General features: G+C 46.5%; 24 protein-coding genes. 11 read left to right on the top strand and 13 right to left on the bottom strand.

What is annotated here, in order from left to right; genetic code table 11:
- Positions 1-34: 34 nt before the first annotated feature.
- The 4 genes from ACFVP7_RS02340 to ACFVP7_RS02325 form a co-directional block, all read right to left on the bottom strand.
- Positions 35-1156, bottom strand: coding sequence for a mannitol-1-phosphate 5-dehydrogenase (locus ACFVP7_RS02340; RefSeq protein WP_124073411.1), 1122 nt, complete (start codon positions 1154-1156; stop codon positions 35-37).
- Between the two features lies 1 nt (position 1157).
- The gene (locus tag ACFVP7_RS02335; protein ID WP_003246714.1) at positions 1158-1589 is read right to left on the bottom strand and encodes a PTS sugar transporter subunit IIA; all 432 of its coding nucleotides are present in this window, start codon (positions 1587-1589) and stop codon (positions 1158-1160) included.
- Between the two features lie 24 nt (positions 1590-1613).
- Positions 1614-3050, bottom strand: coding sequence for a PTS mannitol transporter subunit IICB (locus tag ACFVP7_RS02330; protein WP_010886406.1), 1437 nt, complete (start codon positions 3048-3050; stop codon positions 1614-1616).
- Positions 3051-3222: 172 nt separating this feature from the next.
- Positions 3223-3576, bottom strand: a complete 354-nt coding sequence (locus tag ACFVP7_RS02325) for a hypothetical protein (RefSeq protein ID WP_003234445.1) — start codon at positions 3574-3576, stop codon at positions 3223-3225.
- A gap of 164 nt (positions 3577-3740) precedes the next feature.
- On the opposite strand from ACFVP7_RS02325, the gene ycnK reads away from it, so the two are divergent.
- Genes ycnK through ACFVP7_RS02310 form a run of 3 tightly spaced genes read left to right on the top strand, consistent with a single transcriptional unit; the run spans position 3741 to position 6600 of the window.
- Positions 3741-4313, top strand: coding sequence for a copper uptake transcriptional regulator YcnK (gene ycnK, locus ACFVP7_RS02320; RefSeq protein ID WP_076458421.1), 573 nt, complete (start codon positions 3741-3743; stop codon positions 4311-4313).
- A gap of 34 nt (positions 4314-4347) precedes the next feature.
- On the top strand, positions 4348-5973 hold the full coding sequence (gene ycnJ / locus ACFVP7_RS02315) for a copper transporter YcnJ (protein ID WP_396583248.1): 1626 nt from the start codon (positions 4348-4350) through the stop codon (positions 5971-5973).
- 12 nt (positions 5974-5985) lie between these two features.
- Positions 5986-6600, top strand: a complete 615-nt coding sequence (locus tag ACFVP7_RS02310) for a YcnI family protein (RefSeq protein ID WP_014475816.1) — start codon at positions 5986-5988, stop codon at positions 6598-6600.
- A 43-nt stretch (positions 6601-6643) separates the two neighbouring features.
- Here ACFVP7_RS02310 and gdh read toward each other — a convergent pair whose 3' ends face one another.
- The 4 genes from gdh to gabT form a co-directional block, all read right to left on the bottom strand.
- On the bottom strand, positions 6644-7429 hold the full coding sequence (gene gdh, locus ACFVP7_RS02305; protein WP_003246720.1) for a glucose 1-dehydrogenase: 786 nt from the start codon (positions 7427-7429) through the stop codon (positions 6644-6646).
- Between the two features lie 19 nt (positions 7430-7448).
- On the bottom strand, positions 7449-8312 hold the full coding sequence (glcU, locus tag ACFVP7_RS02300) for a glucose uptake protein GlcU (protein ID WP_003234455.1): 864 nt from the start codon (positions 8310-8312) through the stop codon (positions 7449-7451).
- A 122-nt stretch (positions 8313-8434) separates the two neighbouring features.
- Positions 8435-9823, bottom strand: a complete 1389-nt coding sequence (gene gabD, locus ACFVP7_RS02295; RefSeq protein WP_015382777.1) for a succinate-semialdehyde dehydrogenase — start codon at positions 9821-9823, stop codon at positions 8435-8437.
- A gap of 68 nt (positions 9824-9891) precedes the next feature.
- Positions 9892-11202, bottom strand: coding sequence for a 4-aminobutyrate--2-oxoglutarate transaminase (gene gabT, locus ACFVP7_RS02290; RefSeq protein WP_015252814.1), 1311 nt, complete (start codon positions 11200-11202; stop codon positions 9892-9894).
- Positions 11203-11307: 105 nt separating this feature from the next.
- Here gabT and gabR point away from each other — a divergent pair, with 105 nt between their 5' ends.
- Positions 11308-12747: a transcriptional regulator GabR gene (gene gabR, locus ACFVP7_RS02285; RefSeq protein ID WP_106074065.1), complete on the top strand. Its 1440-nt coding sequence runs from the start codon at positions 11308-11310 to the stop codon at positions 12745-12747.
- 1 nt (position 12748) lies between these two features.
- Here the strand turns inward: gabR and ACFVP7_RS02280 are convergent, their stop codons facing one another.
- On the bottom strand, positions 12749-13063 hold the full coding sequence (locus tag ACFVP7_RS02280) for a helix-turn-helix transcriptional regulator (protein ID WP_003234476.1): 315 nt from the start codon (positions 13061-13063) through the stop codon (positions 12749-12751).
- Positions 13064-13202: 139 nt separating this feature from the next.
- Here ACFVP7_RS02280 and ACFVP7_RS02275 point away from each other — a divergent pair, with 139 nt between their 5' ends.
- The 4 genes from ACFVP7_RS02275 to ACFVP7_RS02260 all read left to right on the top strand — a co-directional run bounded on the left by ACFVP7_RS02275 (position 13203) and on the right by ACFVP7_RS02260 (position 16736).
- On the top strand, positions 13203-13490 hold the full coding sequence (locus ACFVP7_RS02275; protein ID WP_003234477.1) for a putative quinol monooxygenase: 288 nt from the start codon (positions 13203-13205) through the stop codon (positions 13488-13490).
- Between the two features lie 16 nt (positions 13491-13506).
- The gene (gene nfsA / locus ACFVP7_RS02270) at positions 13507-14256 is read left to right on the top strand and encodes an oxygen-insensitive NADPH nitroreductase (RefSeq protein ID WP_396582954.1); all 750 of its coding nucleotides are present in this window, start codon (positions 13507-13509) and stop codon (positions 14254-14256) included.
- Positions 14257-14419: 163 nt separating this feature from the next.
- Entirely contained in the window at positions 14420-15298 is an 879-nt protein-coding gene (locus ACFVP7_RS02265; protein WP_003246592.1) for a TetR/AcrR family transcriptional regulator, read from the top strand.
- A gap of 19 nt (positions 15299-15317) precedes the next feature.
- Entirely contained in the window at positions 15318-16736 is a 1419-nt protein-coding gene (locus ACFVP7_RS02260; protein WP_015382772.1) for an MDR family MFS transporter, read from the top strand.
- Positions 16737-16782: 46 nt separating this feature from the next.
- Here ACFVP7_RS02260 and yclQ read toward each other — a convergent pair whose 3' ends face one another.
- From yclQ to yclN, 4 genes are read right to left on the bottom strand one after another with little or no spacing between them, the layout of a single operon-like run.
- The gene (gene yclQ, locus ACFVP7_RS02255) at positions 16783-17736 is read right to left on the bottom strand and encodes a petrobactin ABC transporter substrate-binding protein YclQ (RefSeq protein WP_014478834.1); all 954 of its coding nucleotides are present in this window, start codon (positions 17734-17736) and stop codon (positions 16783-16785) included.
- A 21-nt stretch (positions 17737-17757) separates the two neighbouring features.
- Positions 17758-18516: a petrobactin ABC transporter ATP-binding protein YclP gene (gene yclP, locus ACFVP7_RS02250; protein WP_003234487.1), complete on the bottom strand. Its 759-nt coding sequence runs from the start codon at positions 18514-18516 to the stop codon at positions 17758-17760.
- Entirely contained in the window at positions 18510-19457 is a 948-nt protein-coding gene (gene yclO, locus ACFVP7_RS02245; protein WP_014475805.1) for a petrobactin ABC transporter permease YclO, read from the bottom strand. Before yclO ends, yclP begins: the two co-directional genes overlap by 7 nt.
- Positions 19450-20400 carry a petrobactin ABC transporter permease YclN gene (gene yclN / locus ACFVP7_RS02240; protein WP_014475804.1) on the bottom strand — a complete coding sequence of 317 codons (951 nt, stop codon included), beginning with the start codon at positions 20398-20400 and terminating at the stop codon, positions 19450-19452. The genes yclO and yclN overlap by 8 nt, the downstream gene beginning before the upstream one ends.
- Before the next feature lie 384 nt (positions 20401-20784).
- Between yclN and ACFVP7_RS02235 the strand changes: the two genes are divergently transcribed.
- The 3 genes from ACFVP7_RS02235 to ACFVP7_RS02225 all read left to right on the top strand — a co-directional run bounded on the left by ACFVP7_RS02235 (position 20785) and on the right by ACFVP7_RS02225 (position 22586).
- Positions 20785-22149, top strand: a complete 1365-nt coding sequence (locus ACFVP7_RS02235) for an aspartate kinase (RefSeq protein ID WP_396582953.1) — start codon at positions 20785-20787, stop codon at positions 22147-22149.
- A 152-nt stretch (positions 22150-22301) separates the two neighbouring features.
- Complete coding sequence (locus ACFVP7_RS02230) at positions 22302-22415, top strand: YjcZ family sporulation protein (RefSeq protein WP_003234495.1); 114 nt, start codon at positions 22302-22304, stop codon at positions 22413-22415.
- 81 nt (positions 22416-22496) lie between these two features.
- The gene (locus ACFVP7_RS02225) at positions 22497-22586 is read left to right on the top strand and encodes a YjcZ family sporulation protein (RefSeq protein ID WP_015482794.1); all 90 of its coding nucleotides are present in this window, start codon (positions 22497-22499) and stop codon (positions 22584-22586) included.
- Positions 22587-22679: the final 93 nt, after the last annotated feature.

Here is a 22679-nt window from a genome sequence, read left to right as displayed (position 1 = left end):
AAAAAGCCCGTGACATTGTGTCACGGGTGGTCGGTTATTGATTTAGTTTCTTTAAAATGATGGCGTGCAACGGTTCATGGGACTGAATGCCGCACACCTCTTGAAGTACGCCGCTGTATCCTTTTTCTTCGATCAGCGCTTGCAGTTCAACCGCTTCAGGGTCACCGGTGAAATCGAAGCGCAAGGCTGCGGCAATTCCTTCCGCCAGTGCATTCGGTTCTTTTATTTTCTTTGCCGGACCTACAAGTCTATCATTTTCTCCCAGTTTTCTGAGAGGCGATCTCGCTACACGGGTCACATCATCCGAAATGAAGGGATTTTCAAAGCGACCGATGATTTTTTTGATATATTGCTCGTGTTCAGTTTGCTTAAAGCCATACGATTTGACGAGATAGTCACCAGTTTCAAGCAGCGCCGAATGAACAACACGGCGGATTTCCGGATGATCGATTGCTTCTTTGACCGTTTTGAGTCCGCGCTGATAGCCGACATACGCTGTGACCGCGTGTCCGGTATTGACCGTAAACAGCTTCCGTTCGATGTACGGCGTTAAATCATCAACAAACAGTGCGCCGTTTATGACTGGTGTTTTCCCTTTAAAGCCTGATTCATCAATGACCCATTCGAAAAATGGTTCAACCGATACTTTCAGCGGGTCTTCATGATGCTGAATCGGGACGATCCGGTCAACGGCAGAATTCGGAAAACCTACCGTTTCACTGACGGATTTCTGCTCTGCTTCCGTTAAATGGCTGTATATCTCTTTCTTTAAGAAGCTGCTTCCGCCAATCATATTTTCGCAGGCAATGATATTCAGTGTGTTTCCAGCGTTTCTCCGTCTTAAACCTTCTGCGATAGACGGAGCAATCAGCTTCAGCACGTTCGGGCCGACAGCTGTTGTGATGAGCGCCGCCTCATTCATCAGCCGGTACAGCTCCTCGGTCTGACTGCCGCTGTTAATAGCGCTCACCGGGCCAATGATCTCCGATGAACGTCCCTCTTCCGCCAGTTCCACTGTGTATTCTTTTTTTTCATTGAGGAGGCTGACCATCGTGTCGTTCACATCCGCAAACACCACATCATAGCCGGAATGGTGAAGCAGCGCGCCGATAAATCCTCTCCCGATATTTCCCGCACCGAAATGTAAGGCGATCATGTCAGTTCACCTCGTTGAAAATGGCGATCAAATCTTCTTCGCTTTTAGCGGAGATCAGGCGTTCAATGTTTTCTTCTTCTGAACAGATAATGGCGATGTTAGACAAAATGTCTAAATGCTCATTATTTTTACCCGCAATGCCGAATACCACTTTTGCCGTGTTGCCTTCTCCGTACTCAACGCCCTCTGGAATTTGTATGATTGAAATTCCAGAGTGAAGCACCTCGCTTTTCGCTTCTTCTGTGCCGTGTGGAATGGCAATGAAATTCCCCATAAACGTAGAAGACGTTTCTTCACGTTCAAACATTTTGCTAATGTAATCCTCTGTCACGTAGCCGTTGTCAATCAGCGTCTGGCCTGCCAATTTGATGGCCTCTTCTTTTGATGATACCGTTTGATTGAGTTTAATATTTTCCTTTGCGAGTACTTGCATGAGTATCACTCTCTTTCTATAAGATTACTTTTTCAGCTTTTCAATCAGCTCGTCGTATTTCGGGCTGTTTAAGAAGTTATCCACTGATATGTGCGTCGCGTTCGGCAGCTTTGCTTTCGCGCGGTCTGTTAAATCTTTGTGGGTGATGACAATATCCGCATCGCTTGGCAGATTGTTAATGGCCGTGTTGGTCACACTGATGTCAAGCTCCGCTTTTTTCACTTTGTTTCTTAAGATGGATGCCCCCATGGCACTTGATCCCATTCCCGCATCACACGCAAAGATAATTTTGTTCACGCTTTCAGGAGACAGCTCAGACGCTTCTTCTGCTTTGGCTTGTTCCGCCTCTAAAGCAGCTGCTGCTTGGCTTTTCTTCCCCTTCATGGACTGCATTTTTTCTGTTGCGGCAGCCAGGTCTTCTTCACTAGCTTTTGAGGATTTCAGGATCACTGCTGAAACGATGAACGATACAGCTGCAGCGACCAATACACCCGCCAATACGCCGAAATAGCCTCCTCTTGGCGTCATTGCCATCAATGCGATAATGCTTCCCGGTGACGCTGCCGCGACAAGTCCGGCATTAAAGATCGTAAACGTTAAGAGTCCGCTTGCTCCGCCGGCAATGGCTGCGAGAATCAGGGCCGGTTTCATCAGAATGTACGGGAAGTAAATCTCGTGAATCCCTCCGAAGAAATGGATGATCGCCGCACCGGGAGCCGTTGATTTTGAAGATCCTTTGCCAAAGAACATGTACGCCAGCAAAATGCCGAGCCCCGGTCCAGGGTTCGCTTCTACTAAAAACAGAATTGATTTTCCTGTTTGAGATGCTTGCTCGATTCCGATCGGGCTTAAGATTCCATGGTTTATGGCGTTGTTGAGGAACAACACTTTCGCCGGTTCTACAAAAACACTGGCTACCGGCAGTAAATTAGCGTGTACAATGACTTCCACACCAGCCGCCAGCAATTTATTTAGCGTCAGGACAACCGGACCGATGGCGTAAAACGCGAGAATCGTTAAAGCCGCGCCGACAATCCCTGCCGTAAAGTTGTTGATCAGCATTTCAAAGCCTTGTTTGACTTTATCCTTGAATAATTTATCAGTCTGTTTAATGAGGTATCCGCCAAGCGGACCCATAATCATTGCGCCTAAAAACATTGGAATATCCGATCCGACAATCACCCCAATTGCCGCTGTCGCTCCGACAACTCCGCCGCGGTGGTCGTAGATCATTTTTCCGCCTGTATACGCTATCAAAAGCGGCAATAAATACGTAATCATCGGGCTGACCAGCGTGTTCAGCTGTTCATTCGGAAACCATCCTGCCGGAATAAACAACGCGGTAATGATACCCCACGCGATAAATGCGCCGATATTCGGCATGATCATTCCGCTCAAATAACTCCCAAAGCGCTGCACTTTCACTTTCATGCCGCCTTGCTGCTGTTCTTGCTGCTGCATATATAAACCCTCCCTGTTTTGTTTGTCGCTGTAAGATAAAAAAATATGTTCAGGGAATGATGCTTCCCTTTGACTCTATGTTAAAACGCTTACAGTCCCTATACAATTGAAAGTAAAGAGGACTTTGGCACATGACTGTGACAATTTTTTAAAAATAAAAAGGCTCCTGATTTCAGGAGCCTTTTCTCTTTCCTCTATAAATGATGTTGCCATTTTGAATCACGTACTTTGCAATCATCCGCTCACTCACAATAAAAACGGGATAGGCGCACACAAGCGCAAAAACAGCCATCGGCACGTGCTGTACAGCCGGCAGCATTGAACCTGCCGCATTGCGGAGGAGCAGCAAAAGATAAATGAGCAGCACAATGGCCGCTAATGATACCAGCATAATCGGAGCTGATACTTTATATTCATAAAGCCGTTCCCGGCAGTGTCCGCAGCGAAATTGACAAGGCACATTTGATGATCTGACCATATCGCCTGTCAAAGGTTTGCCGCAGTTCGGGCATGGTGTTTCTTTCATAGGGTATTCCTCACTTTCTATTCCATATGTCTATTATACCAGAGTCTCTTCTGTTTCGTTTTGTTGCTGTTCAACACATTTTCACATTTTTTATCATCAGCTTACTTGTCTCTGTCTCTAAAATCCTCTACGCTTAAATAGATCTTAATAAAGAGGGTGTATGAATGCTTCCGATTAATAGACAGCAACACATACTGAAGTGGCTGAAAGAAGAAGGCGCGCTCAGAATTTCTGACATCAGCGCAAGGTTTGGCGTTTCGGAAATGACGGTATACAGAGATGTCAATCAGCTGGTTCAGTCAAATCAAGTCATTAAAACGGCCGGCGGCATCACGCTCCCCGCCCGAACACCTCACACGGATCATATGTGCAGCTATTGCTTGAAGCCCGTCAATCAAGCTCATTCGGTTCAGCTGATTACGGTAAACCAAGACATTGAACAGCTATGCTGCGCACATTGTGCGTTTTTGCGTTACGCGGATAAAACGGAAGAGGTTTCACACTTGATTTGCAGAGATTTTCTGTTACAGACAACCGTCAGTGCCGGTTCGGCTTATTTCGTCGTAAATGCTGAATTAAACCTGCACTGCTGCCAGCCGCAGGCCATTCCGTTTGCGACACTTGATCATGCCGAACGATTTCAAAAAGGATTCGGCGGAGCCGTCTGCACTTTCGACCAAGCGCTGGAAGACATGCTTCAAGACCGAAAGAAACGCTGCACCTGCACCAAGAAATAACACAACACATACAGCGGAAGGTGGTGTCTGAGTGATGAAGCGAAACAGATGGTGGATCATCCTTCTGCTTTTTCTTGTTTTCCTGCCGAAAACAAGCTTTGCTCACGCCTATATTGTCAAATCTTCACCAGGGGAAAACAGCGAATTAAAAAGCGCCCCTGCACAGGTGGAAATCGAATTTAATGAACCGGTTGAAGAAGGGTTTCATTACATTAAAGTCTATAATTCAAACGGCGACCGTGTGGATACGGACAAGACTGAAATCAAAAAAGATAATCATCACATCATGACAGTGAAGCTGAAGAAGAATCTGCCTAAAGATGTGTACAGAGCGGAATGGAATGCCGTATCCGCGGATGGACATCCTGTTTCCGGCGTCATTCCGTTCAGTATCGGGAAAGCGGATGGCGGATTCAGCAGCCAAAAAGCAGCCGACTCAGCGCTGAATCCGGGAACAGCAGCAGATCGCGCGATTCTGTATACAGCCTTATCTCTGTTTATCGGAACGGTTTTCTTCCATCTTTTCTGGTATAAAGGGAAATCAGAACAGCTCGTCAAACGGACGAGACGTATCCTGACCGGCTCGATCGCAGCATTGGGGCTGGCGCTTTTGCTTCAGCTTCCGATTCAGACAAAAGCGAACGCAGGCGGCGGCTGGGGCAGCGCATTCCAGCCGGGCTACATCAGAGAAACACTGTTTGAGACAGCAGGCGGCTCCATTTGGATCATACAGGCCGCGCTGTTCGTGCTGCTCGCACTGTCTGTCATCCCTGCGATACGAAAAAACCGCTTTTCATCCTTTGGCTATTGGACAGCGCCGCTCATTTTCTTTTTCGGTCTCCTGCTCGCCAAGGCGTTTACCGGGCATGCTGCTGTCGTTGAAGAAAAAACGGTCGGCATTTTGATGGATTTCCTTCATTTAACTTCCGCTTCCATCTGGGTCGGCGGAATAGCGGCACTCGTTTTGCTGCTCTCAAAAGAATGGAGGCAGCCTGACAAAACGCTCGCGTGGGAGACGGTCAGACGATTCTCTCCATGGGCGCTCACTGCAGTCGGCGTCATTTTGTTTTCAGGCTTGCTCAATGGATTTTTCATCATTCGTTCAATGGATTCACTGTTCCATACAGCGTACGGCCAAGCTCTTTTAGTGAAAAGCGGGCTGTTTGTTTTCATGCTGGTCTTAGGCACGATTCATTTTCTGCTTACCAGAAAGCAGCGCCGCACAGGAATCAGCCGAACGTTGAAAGCGGAGTGGGCAATCGGCATCGCTGTATTGATCACAGCGGCCGTGTTTACAAGCCTGCCAAGCCCGCCTGAGCCGGCGCCGGAACCGTTCTACCAAACCAAAGCGATTGAGAACGGACAAAGCGTTTCTCTCAGCATCAGCCCAAACCAGCCCGGAAAAAATGTTTTTGAGCTGCGGGTCACCGACCATAACCGAGATCCCGTGAAAAACATCCAGCAAATCACGTTAACCGTTTATAAAACAGGCCTGTCAGGCAGCGAAAACAAAAGCACTTTTACATTAAAAGAAAAAACAAAAGGCGTCTTCCAGGATCAAAACCTGTCGATTAATGAAAAAGGAAACTGGAAGATCAAAGTCCACGGCCTGACCGGCGACTTTAACGAAATCAATATCATGTTTACAAAGACCAATTAAGGAGTGTTTACATTGTTGAAAAAAATCGCATTGACACTATGTCCGGCTATTGTCGGCTCCCTCTTATTCTTTACGGCCCCTGCCAGCGCGCATGTTTCTGTAAAACCGGCTGAGTCTGCTGCAGGCTCTTGGGAAACGTATACAATGAAGGTTCCTTCAGAGAAAAATCTGCCGACAACGAAGGTAGTCCTCAAAATGCCGAAGGATGTTGAATTCCAGCAATATGAGCCAATTCCGGGCTGGAAGGTCTCCACTCAAAAACATGATGACAAATCAGTGTCCGTGACATGGGAGGCGACTGACGGAGGCATTCAGGAAGGACAGTTCCAGCAGTTTACCTTTGTTGCCAAAAACCCTGACAAAGCGGAGGAAGCTGCTTGGGACGCATACCAATATTACAAAGACGGCAGCATTGTTGAGTGGACAGGTGACGAGGATGCCGATACACCTCATTCCATTACAAACATCACGTCTGCAAAGCAAGTGACAGATGAGCACGGCGCCACGAAAACAGAAGACGATTCCGAAAACTCAGGTTCTTCAGCTCTAGACATTACAGCGATTGTGCTGTCTGCGGCTGCCATTATTTTATCTGTAGCAGCACTTGTTAAGAAAAAGCGTGCGTAATAAAAAAGCGATCCAGATGTGATGTCTGGGTCGCTTTTTTTGTTTAACCGCGTCCTGCCTGGAATGAAGGATATTGTGTCATACCGCCGTCCGCGAATAACGTGATGCCTGTGACGTAGCTGGCTTCCTTCGAAGCAAGCCAGGCTGCTACTGCGGCGATCTCCTCCGGTTCGCCGATATATCCCATTGGAATCATGCTTTCTACATCAGCTTTCTGTTTAGGGTCAGCGAATTTTTCAGCATTGATTGGCGTGTTGATCGCACCTGGCCCAATATTATTGACGCGAATGCCCTTCGGCGCGTATTCCAACGCTAATGTTTCTGTCATCAGCTTTATCCCGCCTTTACTTGCCGCATAGTGGACAAATAACGGCCAAGGAATCACTTCGTGCACACTGGACATGTTAATGACATTTCCCTTGATATCGTTTTCTACGAAATATTTAATCGCTTCACGGCTTCCTAAAAAGGCACCCGTTAAGTTCGTGCCGATGACTTTATCCCAATCCTTGAGCGGCATTTCGTGAGATGGCACAGGATTTTCAAGACCGGCATTATTAATCATAATATCGAGTGTGCCGAACTCTTTAATTGCCGTTTGCACGATATTTTTTACATCTTCCTCTTTCGTGACATCTCCTTGGACGACAACAGCTTCACCGCCCGCCTTGATGACCTCTTCTTTTACCTCGTTCGGATCTTGTTTATTACTATAATAGTTGATAACCACTTTTGCCTGCTCCTTGCCGAAGCGGATGGCCATTGCCTTTCCGAGCCCTGAAGCAGCTCCTGTAATAGCGACGACTTTTCCTTTTAAATCCGGATACATATACATCCTCCTCCATTTGTTATGAATTTGTTTTGGCGATTCCTAAGAATACGGCGGCGGCAATTATCAGGATAATCCCGATCGCAATTGCTATTAGCTGGCGTTTCGTTTTCTTTTCACGCAGGATGAAAATACCGCCGAGCGTAGAAATGACAATTCCCATTTGTGAAAGGGAAAAGCTCGTTGCAACGCCGACTCGCGGCTGAGAAATAAACAAAAACATATTTCCGCCTGCCCAGATTAACCCTGGGAGAATATTTCTGATCGCATACTTGTTAAAGGGTTTGTGTCTATAGGTTAAAACTAACCCCCCGACCACCATGCCAATTGCCTGTGGCAGCAGCGCGGACCAGCCGGACACATTGAATAATCTAGCCACGACTACATAAACCAAATAACCAAGAGTCGAAACAAGGAGAATCAAAATGCCCTTTTTCAAATTGCTTGGCTCGCCCTCTTTTTTATCATTCTTATCTTCCAAGGACGTGAGAATGATTCCCACAATGATAAAGATCAAAGCGAGAACGCCAAGCGTAATCGCAATCGGTGTTGACCATTCGCGGAACACGATCACACCGAACAGCGAGGTGGAAACGAGCTGCATTCCTGTGGAAATCGGCATTGTTTTCGACACGCCCATCAATTGAATGCTTTTCAGCTGGTTGGCCTGTCCAAGTGACCAAAATAAGCCGGATACGATTCCAACAATAAAAATGCGAAGGGACAGAACGGGCTGAACAAAAAAGTAAATAACGATAGAAACAATGAGTGCCCCGATCGTCGTTCCCAGTGTCTGGCTGTACGGCCCGCCGCCTAATTTCACATTGAAGAGAACAATGCTCCCCCAAAACAAAGCCGGGAGAAGAGCCAATAATAAATCCATTGTTGGGGAACCTTCTTTCAAAATGTATTTGCTGTTATTTTGGCTGGAATTGTTGTGATTATTCGCCGGAACACAAAAAGAGCTGCCGGAAAATCCGGCAGCTCTCATGAGCGTGCATTCTTTTATAAACCGATGGACAAATATTTTGTTTCAAGGTACGGCTCGATACCTTCTGAACCGCCTTCACGGCCAATGCCGCTTTCTTTCATTCCGCCGAATGGCGCTTGAACCGCTGACGGTCCGCCGTCATTCCAGCCGATAATGCCATACTCTAGATTCTCGGAAATATAGATGCCGCGGCGGTAGTTTTCTGTGAAGAAGTAAGCAGCCAAGCCATACGGTGTATCGTTGGCAAGCTGAATCGCTTCATCAATATCAGAAAACGTGACGATCGGGGCGACCGGGCCGAATGTTTCCTCATGCATGATGTTCATGGACGTATCGACATCGGTGAGCACTGTCGGATTCACAAAGTAGCACCCTTTGTCATCGTTTCGGTCATATGTGCCCCCAGCAATCACTTTCGCGCCTTTTTCAACCGCATCATCAATTTGGCTGACGATTTTTTCGAAGCCTCGTTTGTTAATGATCGGGCCGACATTGACGCCTTCCTCAAGTCCATTTCCGACTTTCAGCTTAGACACTTGCTCGCTCAGTTTCGCAGCAAATTCATCTTTAATGGATTCATGAACGATCAGGCGGTTGGCACATACGCAGGTTTGGCCGGCGTTTCGGTATTTGGACGCCATCGCCTGTTCAACGGCAAGGTCAATGTCCGCATCTTCATCTACGATCAGCGGGGCGTGTCCGCCGAGTTCCATTGAGACGTGCTTCACGGTGTCCGCGCTGTTTTTCATAAGGATTTTCCCTACAGGTGTTGAGCCTGTGAAGGTGATTTTGCGGATTTTCGGACTGCTTGTGAACACATTTCCGATTTCTTCTCCATCGCCGATTACAACCTGAAGAACATCCTTCGGAATGCCCGCTTCATATGCGAGGCGCGCTAGTTCATAAGCAGACAGCGGTGTGTCCGGCGCCGGCTTGATGATAAATGTACAGCCGGCGGCAAGAGCAGGCGCCGCTTTGCGTGTAATCATCGCATTCGGGAAATTCCAGGGCGTGATAGCAGCAACGGGGCCGACCGGCTGGCGTGTGACAACAATTCGTTTACCCGTTGTCGGGGCCGGGACCGTTCTTCCGTACACACGCTTCGCTTCCTCTGCGAACCATTCGATATAGCCTGCGCCGTAAAGTACCTCGCCGACTGCTTCCTGGTATGGTTTTCCGTTTTCCTTTGTAATTAAATCTGCAAGCTCTTCTTTATGTTCAACAATCAGCTCATACCATTTTTTCAAAAGAGACGCTCTTTCGTTCGCTGATGTTTTAGACCACGTTTTAAACGCTTGATGTGAACGTTCAATGGCTTCTTCTACCTCTGTGGCTGATTGCTGAGGAATCGTTTTGATCTCCTCGCCCGTAGCCGGGTTGTAGACCGTTAATTGATCTGGCATATTGAACATTCCTTTCTTTTCATGATTACTTAAAATGATAGCAGACCCAGCCGTTTTCTTTCCAATGATTAAGCTCGCAGGCCCGCCTCCAAGATGCTGAGCCCTTCATTTAAAAGGCTGTCTGAGATGACGAGCGGTGTCAAAAAGCGGATGATATTACCGTTAATTCCCGCTGTCAGCAAAAGTAATCCGTTTTGATTCGCATAGGCCGCGATCGCTGCTGCTTTTGCTTTATCAGGCTCACGCGTGTCTGGATCCTTGACGATTTCGATTGCGGCCATCGCCCCGAGTCTGCGGATGTCACCGATGAACGGGAATTCTTTTTTCCACTCATACGCCCTATCTTCAATGATTTTGCCAATTTCTTCAGATCGCTCATTCAGTCCTTCTTCTTCGATAATATCCAAGACTGCCAAAGCAGCCGCGCAGCCGAGCGGGCTGCCGGCATACGTGCCGCCCAGCTCCCCTGGCGCTGCCGCATCAAGCATTTCCGAACGCCCGATCACGCCGCTTAATGGCAGGCCTGCCGCAAGCGATTTAGAAACCGTGATCAGATCGGGCACTACATCAAAGTGCTCAATTGCGAAATAAGTGCCAGTTCTGGCAAAGCCGGTTTGGATTTCATCAGCAACAAAAACAATGCCGTGTTCTTTGCAGAATGAAGCGACGTGCTGTACGAACCGTTTCGAAGGAATAATAAACCCGCCTTCTCCCTGCACTGGCTCCATCACGACACACGCCACCGTTTCAGGCGCCACTGAAGCGATAAAGAAATCATTGAATGCTTGAATGACCATATCGTCATAGCTTTCATCACTCATGCCGGCCGGCTTCTGATAATAATAAGGGAACGGCGCTTGATAAACCTCTGGCGCAAAAGGCCCGAAACCGAATTTATAAGGTTTTACCTTGCTTGTCATGCTCATCGTCATATTCGTGCGCCCGTGAAACCCGCGTGTAAACGAGACAACGCCTTGGCGCTTTGTATACTTTCTGGCGATTTTCACAGCGTTTTCGACCGCTTCTGCCCCTGAGTTAAGAAAAATCGCTTTTTTCTCATGGCTGCCCGGTGCAATGCCACACAGTTTTTCGGCTAACTCGATATAAGTCGGGTACATCATGACATTAAAGCCAGGATGAATCAGCTCCTCCGCCTGCCGCTTCACAGCCTCAACCACCTTCGGATGCGAGTGTCCGACATTTAACGTGCCGATGGCGCCTGCAAAATCAATAAATCTCCGGCCGTCCAGATCGTACAGCTCGGCCCCTTCTCCTTTGACCGCCAGACTGCGGTTGCCGTTGCTCACACCTTTTGACACAAATTGATCCCGTTTTTGCTGCCATTGTGCAGTTGTGATGCTTGCTGTTGTTTGACTCATGTGAATATCCCCCTGTCGGTATTTTCTTATCATTCTGACTTTTCTTTGGTATGATGAAAAGTACCAATTATAACTTTTTGATGGTATCAGAAGGAGAAAATACAAATGGATATCACGATTACACTCGATCGTTCAGAACAAGCCGATTATATCTATCAGCAAATTTATCAAAAGCTGAAAAAAGAAATCCTCAGCCGCAATCTGCTGCCGCACTCGAAGGTTCCCTCCAAGCGGGAGCTGGCTGAAAATCTCAAGGTCAGCGTAAATTCAGTGAATTCAGCCTATCAGCAGCTGCTGGCTGAGGGGTATTTGTACGCCATTGAACGAAAGGGTTTCTTCGTGGAGGAACTAGACATGTTTTCCGCCGAGGAGCACCCTCCATTTGCACTGCCGGATGACCTAAAAGAGATTCACATCGACCAGAGCGATTGGATATCGTTTTCACACATGAGTTCCGATACAGACCATTTTCCGATCAAAAGCTGGTTCCGCTGCGAGCAAAAAGCGGCCTCCCGCTCATACCGCACGCTCGGCGATATGTCACATCCGCAAGGGATATATGAAGTGAGAGCGGCCATTACGAGGCTCATTTCCCTGACGAGGGGTGTAAAATGCAGGCCGGAACAAATGATCATAGGGGCAGGCACACAGGTGCTCATGCAGCTGTTGACTGAGCTTTTACCCAAGGAAGCCGTGTATGCGATGGAGGAGCCTGGCTACAGGCGCATGTATCAGCTTTTGAAGAATGCCGGAAAACAAGTAAAGACGATCATGCTGGATGAAAAAGGCATGTCGATTGCTGAAATCACCAGACAGCAGCCAGATGTGCTGGTGACCACCCCGTCGCATCAGTTTCCGTCCGGAACGATTATGCCTGTATCCAGAAGAATTCAGCTGCTGAACTGGGCAGCCGAGGAGCCGCGCCGATATATCATTGAGGACGATTATGATAGTGAATTCACATATGATGTAGACAGTATTCCGGCGCTGCAAAGCCTCGACCGTTTTCAAAATGTCATCTATATGGGAACCTTTTCAAAGTCCCTTCTCCCCGGCTTGCGGATCAGCTATATGGTGTTGCCGCCTGAGCTGTTGAGGGCATACAAACAGCGGGGCTATGATCTGCAGACTTGCTCATCACTCACACAGCTCACCCTGCAGGAATTTATCGAGTCTGGTGAATATCAGAAGCATATAAAAAAAATGAAGCAGCATTATAAAGAAAAGAGAGAACGCCTGATCACCGCTTTAGAAGCAGAGTTCAGCGGAGAGGTTACCGTAAAAGGGGCAAATGCGGGGCTGCATTTTGTTACCGAATTTGATACCAGGCGCACCGAACAAGACATCCTGTCACATGCTGCCGGGCTGCAGCTTGAAATATTCGGAATGAGCCGATTTAACTTGAAGGAAAACAAGCGGCAAACGGGCAGGCCTGCTCTCATTATCGGCTTTGCACGGCTGAAGGAAGAAGATATTCAGGCGGGTGTGCAGCGGCTTTTCAAAGCGGTTTACGGACATAAAAAAATCCCCGTTACAGGGGATTGATTCACCAGCGGTCCTGGTCTACATTCAGCACGGCTTCAAGCAGGCCCGGAAATGCCTTTTCAAGGTCTTCAGCGCGAAGCGAATAATACCGGCGCTTTCCTTCTATCCGAACTTGAGCGATGCCCGATTCTCTCAAAACTTTAAAATGATGCGACAAAGTCGATTTGGCAACCTGCACATCTGCACAGGTGCTGCACGTTTTTTCTTTTGCTTCAGCTAATTGCTTGACGAGCTCTAAACGAAGCGGATCACTAAGTGCATGAAGAACCTTTGTCAGCTGCAATGTTTCTGTTTCTGGATGGTTTGGAATGTTCATGACACAAATGTATCACACAACAATTAGAATGACAATTTTACTATTTAAGGGTTTTTCCTTTACCTCATTTAGAATACATGTTACATTTAGTTCGATGAAATTCGAACAATAAATTCGCATAACAACGGAGGAGATTTAAATGATCGTATTACAAGCTTACATCAAAGTAAAACCAGAAAAACGCGAGGAATTTTTGAGCGAGGCTCAATCACTTGTTCAGCATTCAAGAGCTGAGGAAGGCAACGCGCAATACGACCTATTCGAAAAAGTAGGCGAAGAAAATACATTTGTCATGCTTGAAAAATGGAAAGATGAAGCGGCAATGAAATTCCATAACGAAACTGCGCATTTCCAAGGGTTTGTCGCAAAAGGAAAAGAACTGCTGAGCGCCCCTCTTGATGTTGTCCGCACAGAGCTTAGCGAGTAAAGAAAGGGTGTCCCATATGAATGAAGTGATTAAATCTTTAACAGACCACCGCTCGATTCGCAGCTACACAGATGAGCCTGTAGCTCAGGAGCAATTGGACCAAATCATTGAAGCGGTGCAATCAGCCCCTTCTTCTATCAACGGACAGCAAGTGACTGTGATCACAGTCCAGGATAAAGAGCGCAAAAAGAAAATCTCCGAGCTGGCAGGCGGCCAGCCATGGATCGATCAAGCTCCTGTTTTCCTGCTGTTCTGCGCAGATTTCAATCGGGCCAAAATTGCGCTTGAAGATCTGCATGATTTCAAAATGGAAATCACAAATGGATTGGAATCTGTTCTTGTCGGAGCAGTAGACGCTGGTATTGCCCTCGGCACAGCAACAGCAGCGGCTGAGTCACTCGGACTTGGCACAGTTCCGATCGGTGCGGTTCGCGGAAACCCTCAAGAGCTGATCGAACTGCTTGAGCTTCCAAAATACGTGTTCCCTTTATCCGGCCTTGTCATTGGGCATCCTGCCGACCGTTCAGCGAAAAAACCGCGCTTGCCGCAGGAAGCTGTCAATCATCAGGAAACTTATTTGAATCAGGATGAGCTGACGTCTCACATTCAGACTTACGACGAACAGATGTCTGAATACATGAATAAACGGACAAACGGAAAAGAAACAAGAAACTGGTCACAGAGCATCGCTTCCTACTATGAGCGCCTGTACTATCCGCACATCCGTGAAATGCTTGAAAAACAAGGATTTAAAGTTGAAAAATAAGCTCTTATTCGGCCTGTCGGATTTTCCGGCAGGCCTTTCATTTACCCGGTTAAAATCCATTGACTTCTATTTTGTTTATTTGGTAAAATTTTTTCATAGTTACTCATTGGTTTTCTGTGAACCAATGGGTTTTCTAATGTTCAAGAAAGAAGGAAGCCATGAGATGCTTGATAAAAAAACAGATATCTTGTTAGCCGCGCGAAAGCTTTTTTCGGAAAAGGATTTTACGTCGGTTTCCATGCAGGCGATCGCAGAAGAATGTAAGATGTCAAAAGCTTCGATATATAAGCTGTTCCAATCTAAAGAAGATCTGCTTTTGGAGCTGCTGTCATTTAACCAGAAGCAAATGGTGGCCGCAGCCTCAAGACTTCAGGAAAATACCGCACTTACACCGGAGGAGCGTTTGACGCAAAAGGTCAAAATGGAACTGGAGGGCTTCAGGCGGAATCAGCAGTTTTTCAATATGCTGACCTACGGAAACCCCAAGCTGCATAATGACCGGGTCAAACAGCATATCCATCAGACCAGATCGACGATTATCTGCTGGCACCGCGATTCGCTGATCCAGGCGTATGGAGAAACCATTCTCCCGTTTGTGTGGGATTTGGTTATCATTCTTCACGGCATGATGCGTGAGTTTTTAATGCTGATCAAAATCGAGGAAAAACCGCTTGAGCTTGACCCGATCGCAGAGTTTATCATCAGCACCCTCAATCAGATTATCAAAAACAGGGAAACCCGCCAGTCTCTTCTTCCGCCCGAAGCCATCGAGCTTTATATTCATTCAGCATCCTCCTACAAGCCAAAGGATAAATCAGTCCTATTATCGGAAAGCCTGAAGGAATTACATAAAGGCATCTCTTCCCTGTCCGCCGCGGACTATGACGTAGATGAACTGACATCCGCAGCCGCCATGCTGGAGGAAGAAGCGAAGAAGGAAGAACCCCGCGCTTTTTTACTCAAATCACTGATTGGCTATCTGGAACAAACCGGTGTTTTAACACAGCCCGTTTCCATGTTAAAAACACTGTTAATTACTTAGAGAAAAGAAGGGATATGTATTGAACACAAGTATTGAACAAAAACCTTTTAACCGTTCTGTCATTGTCGGCATTTTGTTAGCCGGAGCGTTTGTGGCGATTTTGAACCAGACATTGTTGATTACCGCACTTCCCCATATCATGAGGGATTTCAATGTCGATGCCAACCAAGCACAATGGCTGACCACATCATTTATGTTAACCAACGGGATTTTAATTCCGATTACCGCGTTTTTAATTGAGAAATTCACAAGCCGGGCGCTGCTCATCACAGCAATGAGCATTTTCACTGTCGGAACAGTCGTCGGAGCGTTCGCGCCGAACTTCCCGGTTCTGCTGACAGCACGTATCATTCAAGCGGCCGGAGCCGGCATTATGATGCCGCTCATGCAGACTGTATTCCTGACAATCTTTCCGATTGAAAAGCGCGGCCAGGCTATGGGTATGGTCGGATTGGTCATCTCATTCGCGCCTGCGATCGGACCGACTCTTTCCGGATGGGCTGTCGAAGCTTTCTCTTGGAGATCATTGTTTTATATTATTCTTCCGTTTGCTGTGATTGATTTGATTCTTGCCAGCATCCTGATGAAAAACGTGACGACTTTAAGAAAAACACAGATTGATATTTTATCAGTCATCCTTTCAACATTTGGGTTCGGCGGCCTTCTGTACGGCTTCTCAAGCGTCGGCTCTTATGGCTGGTCCAGTTCAACCGTCTTGATTTCACTGCTGGTGGGTGTCATCGCGCTGCTCTTGTTTATCACAAGACAAATGAAGCTTGAAAAACCGATGCTGGAATTCCGCGTCTTCACGTTTGGCGTTTTCAGTTTAACAACACTGCTGGGAACCCTCGTCTTTGCATTATTGATCGGTACGGAAACCATCCTGCCGCTTTATACACAAAATGTCAGAGACGTCACAGCTTTTGATACAGGGCTTATGCTCCTTCCGGGAGCCGTTGTGATGGGCTTTATGTCGCCGATTATCGGCAGAATTTTTGACCGTGTCGGCGGAAGAGGGCTGGCGATTGCCGGTTTCTGCATCATCTTCCTGACATCTCTGCCGTTTATGCAGCTGACTGACCATACGTCACTCGCTTGGATTGTCGTTTTATACACCGTTCGTCTCTTAGGCACCGCCATGATCATGATGCCGGTGACAACAGCTGGAATCAACGCGCTGCCGCGCCACTTGATTCCGCATGGAACTGCGATGAACAACACGATTCGCCAAGTCGGCGGCTCGATCGGAACCGCACTATTGGTTTCCGTGATGAGCAACCAGGCCGCACATGCAGGCACGACAAATGTGAAGCACGCCGCCCTGCACGGCATGAACGCCGCTTTTATTGTGGCTGCCGTCATTGCACTTGTCGGCTTCCTTCTCTCATTCACATTAAAGAAACCTCAGCGCCCTGCCGAACAGCAGCCGGCACGCTGATTAACAAAAAAAGAGCCCCGCTATTTAGCGGAGGCTCTTTTTGGTTTTACTTTTCTAAACCGTCTTTCACTTCTTTGATCATTTGTGCCATAGACTCAAGACCGCCTCCTGATAAGTACCAAGTAGCAGAATCAAGGTAGACGACATGATCATTTTTCACTGCGTTTACATTTTTCACATAATCATTTTCAACGACTTGTTTAGTAGATGATGTTTCACCGATCGCTGTACCGCGGTCAATAACAAACAGGTAATCCGGGTTTGTTTTTGAAATGTACTCGTAAGAAACGCTTTGTCCGTGAGTAGACGCTTTGATGTTTTTATCAGCCGGTGTCACGCCGAACACGTCATGGATCAGGCCGTATCTTGATTTAGGACCGAATGCGCTGATCTTCCCGTCGTTCGCCATGATGACGAGACCGTTTTTGTTAAGCTTTTCAGCCGTTTTCTTTACATCTGCGATTGAATGATCGATTTTTGCGAGTTCATCCTTCACTTCATCTTCTTTATCGAAGATCTTACCGATTGTTTCTGCGTCAGACTTAAATGATTCCATATACTTCGCTGTGTCTACGCCAAGGTAAATTGTCGGCGCAATTTCAGAGAATTCTTTGTAAGACTCAGATTGTCTTCCTGAGATAATGATCAAGTCAGGATCTAAATCTGCCACTTTCTCGAAGTCTGGCTCTTTTAAGCTTCCGACGTCAGCATATTTGTCATCCTTGAATTTGGACAGATATTTAGGAAGGGCTTGTTTCGGCAGTCCCGCTACTTTATCATCAAGACCAAGTTTATCTAGTGTATCTAAGCTTCCAAAGTCAAATACGACAACTTTTTTAGGGCTCTTCGGTACTTTTGTTCCGTTTTTGTCCAGCTGGTGTTTCACCGTGATTTGTTCTTCCTTAGAATCAGAACCTTTGCTGCTTGTGCTTTGGTTTCCGCATGCAGAAATCACAACTGCCGTCACCAAAGCGATGAATAGTAATGCGAACTTTTTCATGCTCTTCACCTCTTCTATATATTAAGAAAAATAGACACCTATTCTTTGATTATCAATCGTCTGAATCGGGATGGTCATATCGTAGATTTCCTCAAGCACTGATGTTTCTATCATTTCTTCAGGCGGTCCTTCTTTAACGATTCGGCCGTTTTTCAAAGCGACGATATAGTCAGAATAGACTGAAGCAAAATTGATATCGTGAATGACGATCACGATCGTTTTTCCAAGCTCCTCTACCAGCCGTTTCAGCAGTTTCATAATTTCAACTGAGTGTTTCATATCCAGATTGTTCAGCGGTTCATCCAGAAAGATATAATCTGTGTCCTGGGCAATGACCATGGCGATAAATGCCCTTTGGCACTGTCCGCCGCTCAGCTGATCCAAGTATTTGTCTTGAATGTCTTCCAGCTTCATATAGCTAAGCGCCTGGTTGATATGAACCCAGTCTTCCTCTGTCAGCCGGCCCTGTGAGTACGGAAACCTGCCAAAACTGACGAGGTCTTTGATCGTGAGCCTGATATTGATTTGGTTCGCCTGCTTCAAAATGCTCATTTTCTTGGCAAGCTCTTTGCTGTCACATGCTCCAATCTCTTGTCCGTCTATGTAAATCTCGCCGGAATCCTTTTTGATCAGGCGGCTCATGATAGACAGCAGCGTACTTTTGCCGGCGCCGTTAGGACCGATAAACGAGGTGATTTTGCCCTTTTGAATCGTGACTGACGTCTCTTCAAGAACAACTTTCCCGCCATATTGTTTGCTTACATTTCTGACCTCTACCATGATTTATTCTCCTTTAACAGCAAGTAGATAAAATAAATCCCGCCGGCAAAATTAATAATGACGCTCAGCGTCGTTGAGAAGGTAAACACTTTCTCAACCACAAACTGCCCTCCGACCAGCGCAATGATGCTGATGAAAACGGAGCCTGCGATTAAGTATGAATGCTTATATGTTTTCAGGAATTCTCTCGCCAGGTTGACGACCAGAAGGCCTAAAAACATAATCGGCCCGACTAGCGCTGTTGAAACAGAAACCAAAATCGCAACCACGATCAGCATCTGCTTCACCACTTTGTCGTAGTCAATGCCCAAATTCACGGCGTGCTCGCGTCCGAGCGACAGCACATCGAAAAATTTTGTAAAACGCCAGACATAAACGCCTGTCAGCAGGAAGATGATGAACGCGAGCCATAACAAATCGGTATTGATATTGTTAAAGCTGGCAAACATCTTGTCCTGCACAACTTGGAACTCGTTCGGATCAATCAGCATCTGCATAAAGGAAGACAGGCTGCTGAACAGCGTGCCAAACACGATTCCGATAAGCAGAAGGAAAAAGATATTTCTCCCCTCACCCTTGAACATGATCTGATACAAAACAAGAGAAAACAGTATCATCAGCAGAACAGAGATGATAAAGTTGATGTTTTTATTCATGATGACCATATTCGCAGAACCGAACAAAAAGATAATGCCAGTCTGAATCAGCATGTAGAGAGAATCAAGGCCCAAAATGCTCGGCGTCAGGATGCGGTTGTTCGTAATCGTTTGAAAGATCATGGTCGAAAACGCAATCGCTCCCCCCGTCAGTACAATGGCAGCGACTTTTTTGATTCGTCTCGGCAGGGTGTAATCCCAATTGCCTAAGTCATAAAACAAAAACAAGCCTATACATACAATGGCTAAAACAACGAGCAAAGCTATTTTCATCTGGTTACGCATAGGCTTTTCTCCTTAACAGCATAAACAGGAAAATGCCGCTGCCGATGATTCCGACCATCAGGCCAATCGAGATTTCATAAGGGAAGATAATGATTCTGCCCAGTATATCGCAAAACAGCACAAAAACCGCTCCCAACAGCGCAGTATGCGGCAGGCTGCTCTTCAGATTGTCTCCTCTGTAAATCGATACAATATTCGGGATGATTAAACCGAGAAACGGCAGCATACCGACAGTCAAAATGACAAGAGACGTGATCAGGGACACGATAATGAGCCCGATGTTCACAACCCGTTTGTACTTGAGGCCGAGGTTGACAGAAAAGCTTTCACCCATACCGGCCAATGTGAATTTATCCGCATACACATAGGCAATGATGACGAGCGGAATACTCAGATAAAGAAGCTCGTATCTTCCTTTCACGACTAAAGAGAAGTCTCCCTGCAGCCATGATGACACATTCTGGATCAAGTCATATTTATATGCGATAAATGTCGCGATTGAACTGACGATATTCCCGAGCATTAAACCGACAAGCGGAATAAAGATGGTGTCGTTAAACTTGATTCTTTCAAGGATTTTCATAAATAGAAAATTTCCTGCAAGGGCAAAGACAAACGCGACCAGCATTTTGATTAAAGGACTGGCGGATGTAAACAGCAGCAAGGAAATTAAAATGCCGAGCCTCGCCCAATCCATCGTGCCCGCCGTCGTCGGTGACACGAATTTATTTCTGCTGATCTGCTGCATAATCAAACCGCAGATGCTCATGCTTAATCCCGCGATGACAATGCTGATCAATCGCGGCAAACGGCTTGCAAACAGCGTTGACGCCTCTTGTTTGCTTAAATCGAAGAGATCAAGCGGCGACAGATCTTCTACACCGATAAATACAGATGTGACTGCTAATATGATAAGTAGAATAAATAAGTAACGTAGCTTCATGCTGCCTCCTTACATCCTTACAGCAAAAAGAACGTATCTCCTACTCCGCAAGGACTCAAAACAATATGGCCATATAGTAATTGATTATCATTATCATTTACATATTACCATTTTTCTAGGGTTAGTCAATATTCTTTAAAAATATTAACCTAGTCATTTATCCATTTTACTAATCATTCTAACCATTTTCCATCCCAAAACGTTAGGCTGTTTACCATATTTATCTTTATAACGCAGGTATACGGTCAGCAAACCTAACATTATTCCTCGTGAAAAATACAAATGTTCTCCTCAGAAAGAAATTCCCCCTTGATTTACAGTACTGAAAGAGAGATAATAAATACTAAATTTGTGTGAAAATTTTAAACATTAGGAGATGTAAACATGAAGGTCGTTAAATTCGGAGGCAGCTCACTTGCTTCAGGCGCCCAGCTTGACAAGGTGTTTCACATCGTTACCTCAGATCCGGCACGGAAAGCTGTAGTCGTTTCAGCTCCGGGAAAACGCTATGCCGAGGATACGAAAGTGACTGATCTCTTAATCGCATGTGCAGAACAATATTTGGCAACAGGCAGCGCACCTGAACTGGCGGAAGCAGTTGTGGAACGGTACGCTCTCATCGCCACTGAGCTTCAGCTGGGGCAAGGCATTATCGAAAAAATCAGAGATGATCTGTTTACGCTTTTAGAAGGAGATAAAAGCAATCCCGAACAATACCTTGACGCAGTCAAGGCCAGCGGAGAGGATAACAATGCCAAGCTGATCGCCGCTTACTTCCGCTATAAAGGCGTCAAAGCGGAATATGTAAACCCGAAGGATGCCGGCCTCTTTGTGACAAATGAACCCGGCAACGCACAAGTTCTTCCTGAATCCTATCAAAACCTCTATCGTCTTCGGGAACGTGACGGACTCATCATTTTTCCCGGTTTTTTCGGATTCAGCAAGGATGGCGATGTGATCACATTCTCACGGAGCGGTTCTGATATTACCGGTTCGATTCTTGCCAACGGACTACAAGCCGATTTGTACGAAAACTTTACAGACGTAGACGCTGTGTATTCTGTCAATCCGTCCTTCGTTGAGAATCCAAAGGAAATCAGCGAGCTGACATATAGAGAGATGCGGGAGCTGTCCTACGCGGGTTTTTCAGTGTTTCATGATGAAGCGCTCATTCCGGCATTCAGAGCGGGGATTCCTGTTCAGATCAAAAATACGAACAACCCCTCAGCCGAAGGCACCCGCGTCGTCAGCAAGCGGGATAACACAAACGGGCCTGTCGTCGGCATTGCCAGCGACACCGGTTTTTGCAGCATTTATATCAGCAAATATCTCATGAACAGAGAAATCGGTTTTGGCCGCAGAGCCCTTCAAATCCTGGAGGAGCATGGTTTGACGTATGAGCATGTTCCATCGGGAATCGATGACATGACGATCATTTTACGGCAGGGGCAAATAGATGCCGCCACTGAACGCAGCGTCATCAAACGGATCGAAGAGGATTTGCATGCCGATGAGGTCATCGTGGAGCATCATCTCGCCCTGATTATGGTTGTAGGGGAAGCGATGCGCCACAATGTCGGTACAACGGCAAGAGCCGCCAAAGCATTATCAGAGGCACAGGTGAATATCGAAATGATCAATCAGGGGTCTTCTGAAGTGAGCATGATGTTTGGCGTAAAAGAAGCCGAAGAAAGAAAAGCCGTTCAAGCGTTATACCAGGAATTTTTCGCGGGCGTGCTGATCTCTTAATCGTACATAAATAGCGGGCGGCAGCGCCCGCTATTTTTTATATCACCTTCATATAGCCGAATTGTTCATTTTTTCTCTTGTCCACTATTATCCCTGCCAAATGGATCGGTTCAGCATATCTTATAGTATCCTTCATAGGGAGGTGAAACCTTATGTCAGGATACTCTAACGGCGGCGGTTACGGCGGCATCAGTTCTTTCGCTTTAATCGTTGTATTGTTTATTCTATTAATTATCGTAGGGACTGCGTTTGTTGGCGGCTTCTAAGCTGCTGACCGTCTCTGCGGAACCCTGTCCGCCACAGTTTTGCAGCATTTGCTGAAGCAATCTCGCAAGGAGGTGCACAAAATGTCAGGTTACGGAACTTCTTTCGCTTTGATTGTTGTGTTATTTATCCTCTTGATCATTGTGGGAACTGCATTTGTAGGAGGCTACTAAATAAACGTAATCTCCATGAAGGCGGCACCGCAAGACTATGTCTTGCGGTGTTTTTGAAAAGAAAAACCCCTTCTCGCAAATGAGAAGGGGCTT

The sequence above is a fragment of the Bacillus sp. SG20033 genome (assembly GCF_044570195.1).
GTDB classification, from domain to species: domain Bacteria; phylum Bacillota; class Bacilli; order Bacillales; family Bacillaceae; genus Bacillus; species Bacillus subtilis.
The sequence above is the reverse complement of the archived record's forward strand: the minus strand, read 5'-3'. Positions and strand labels throughout refer to the sequence as shown.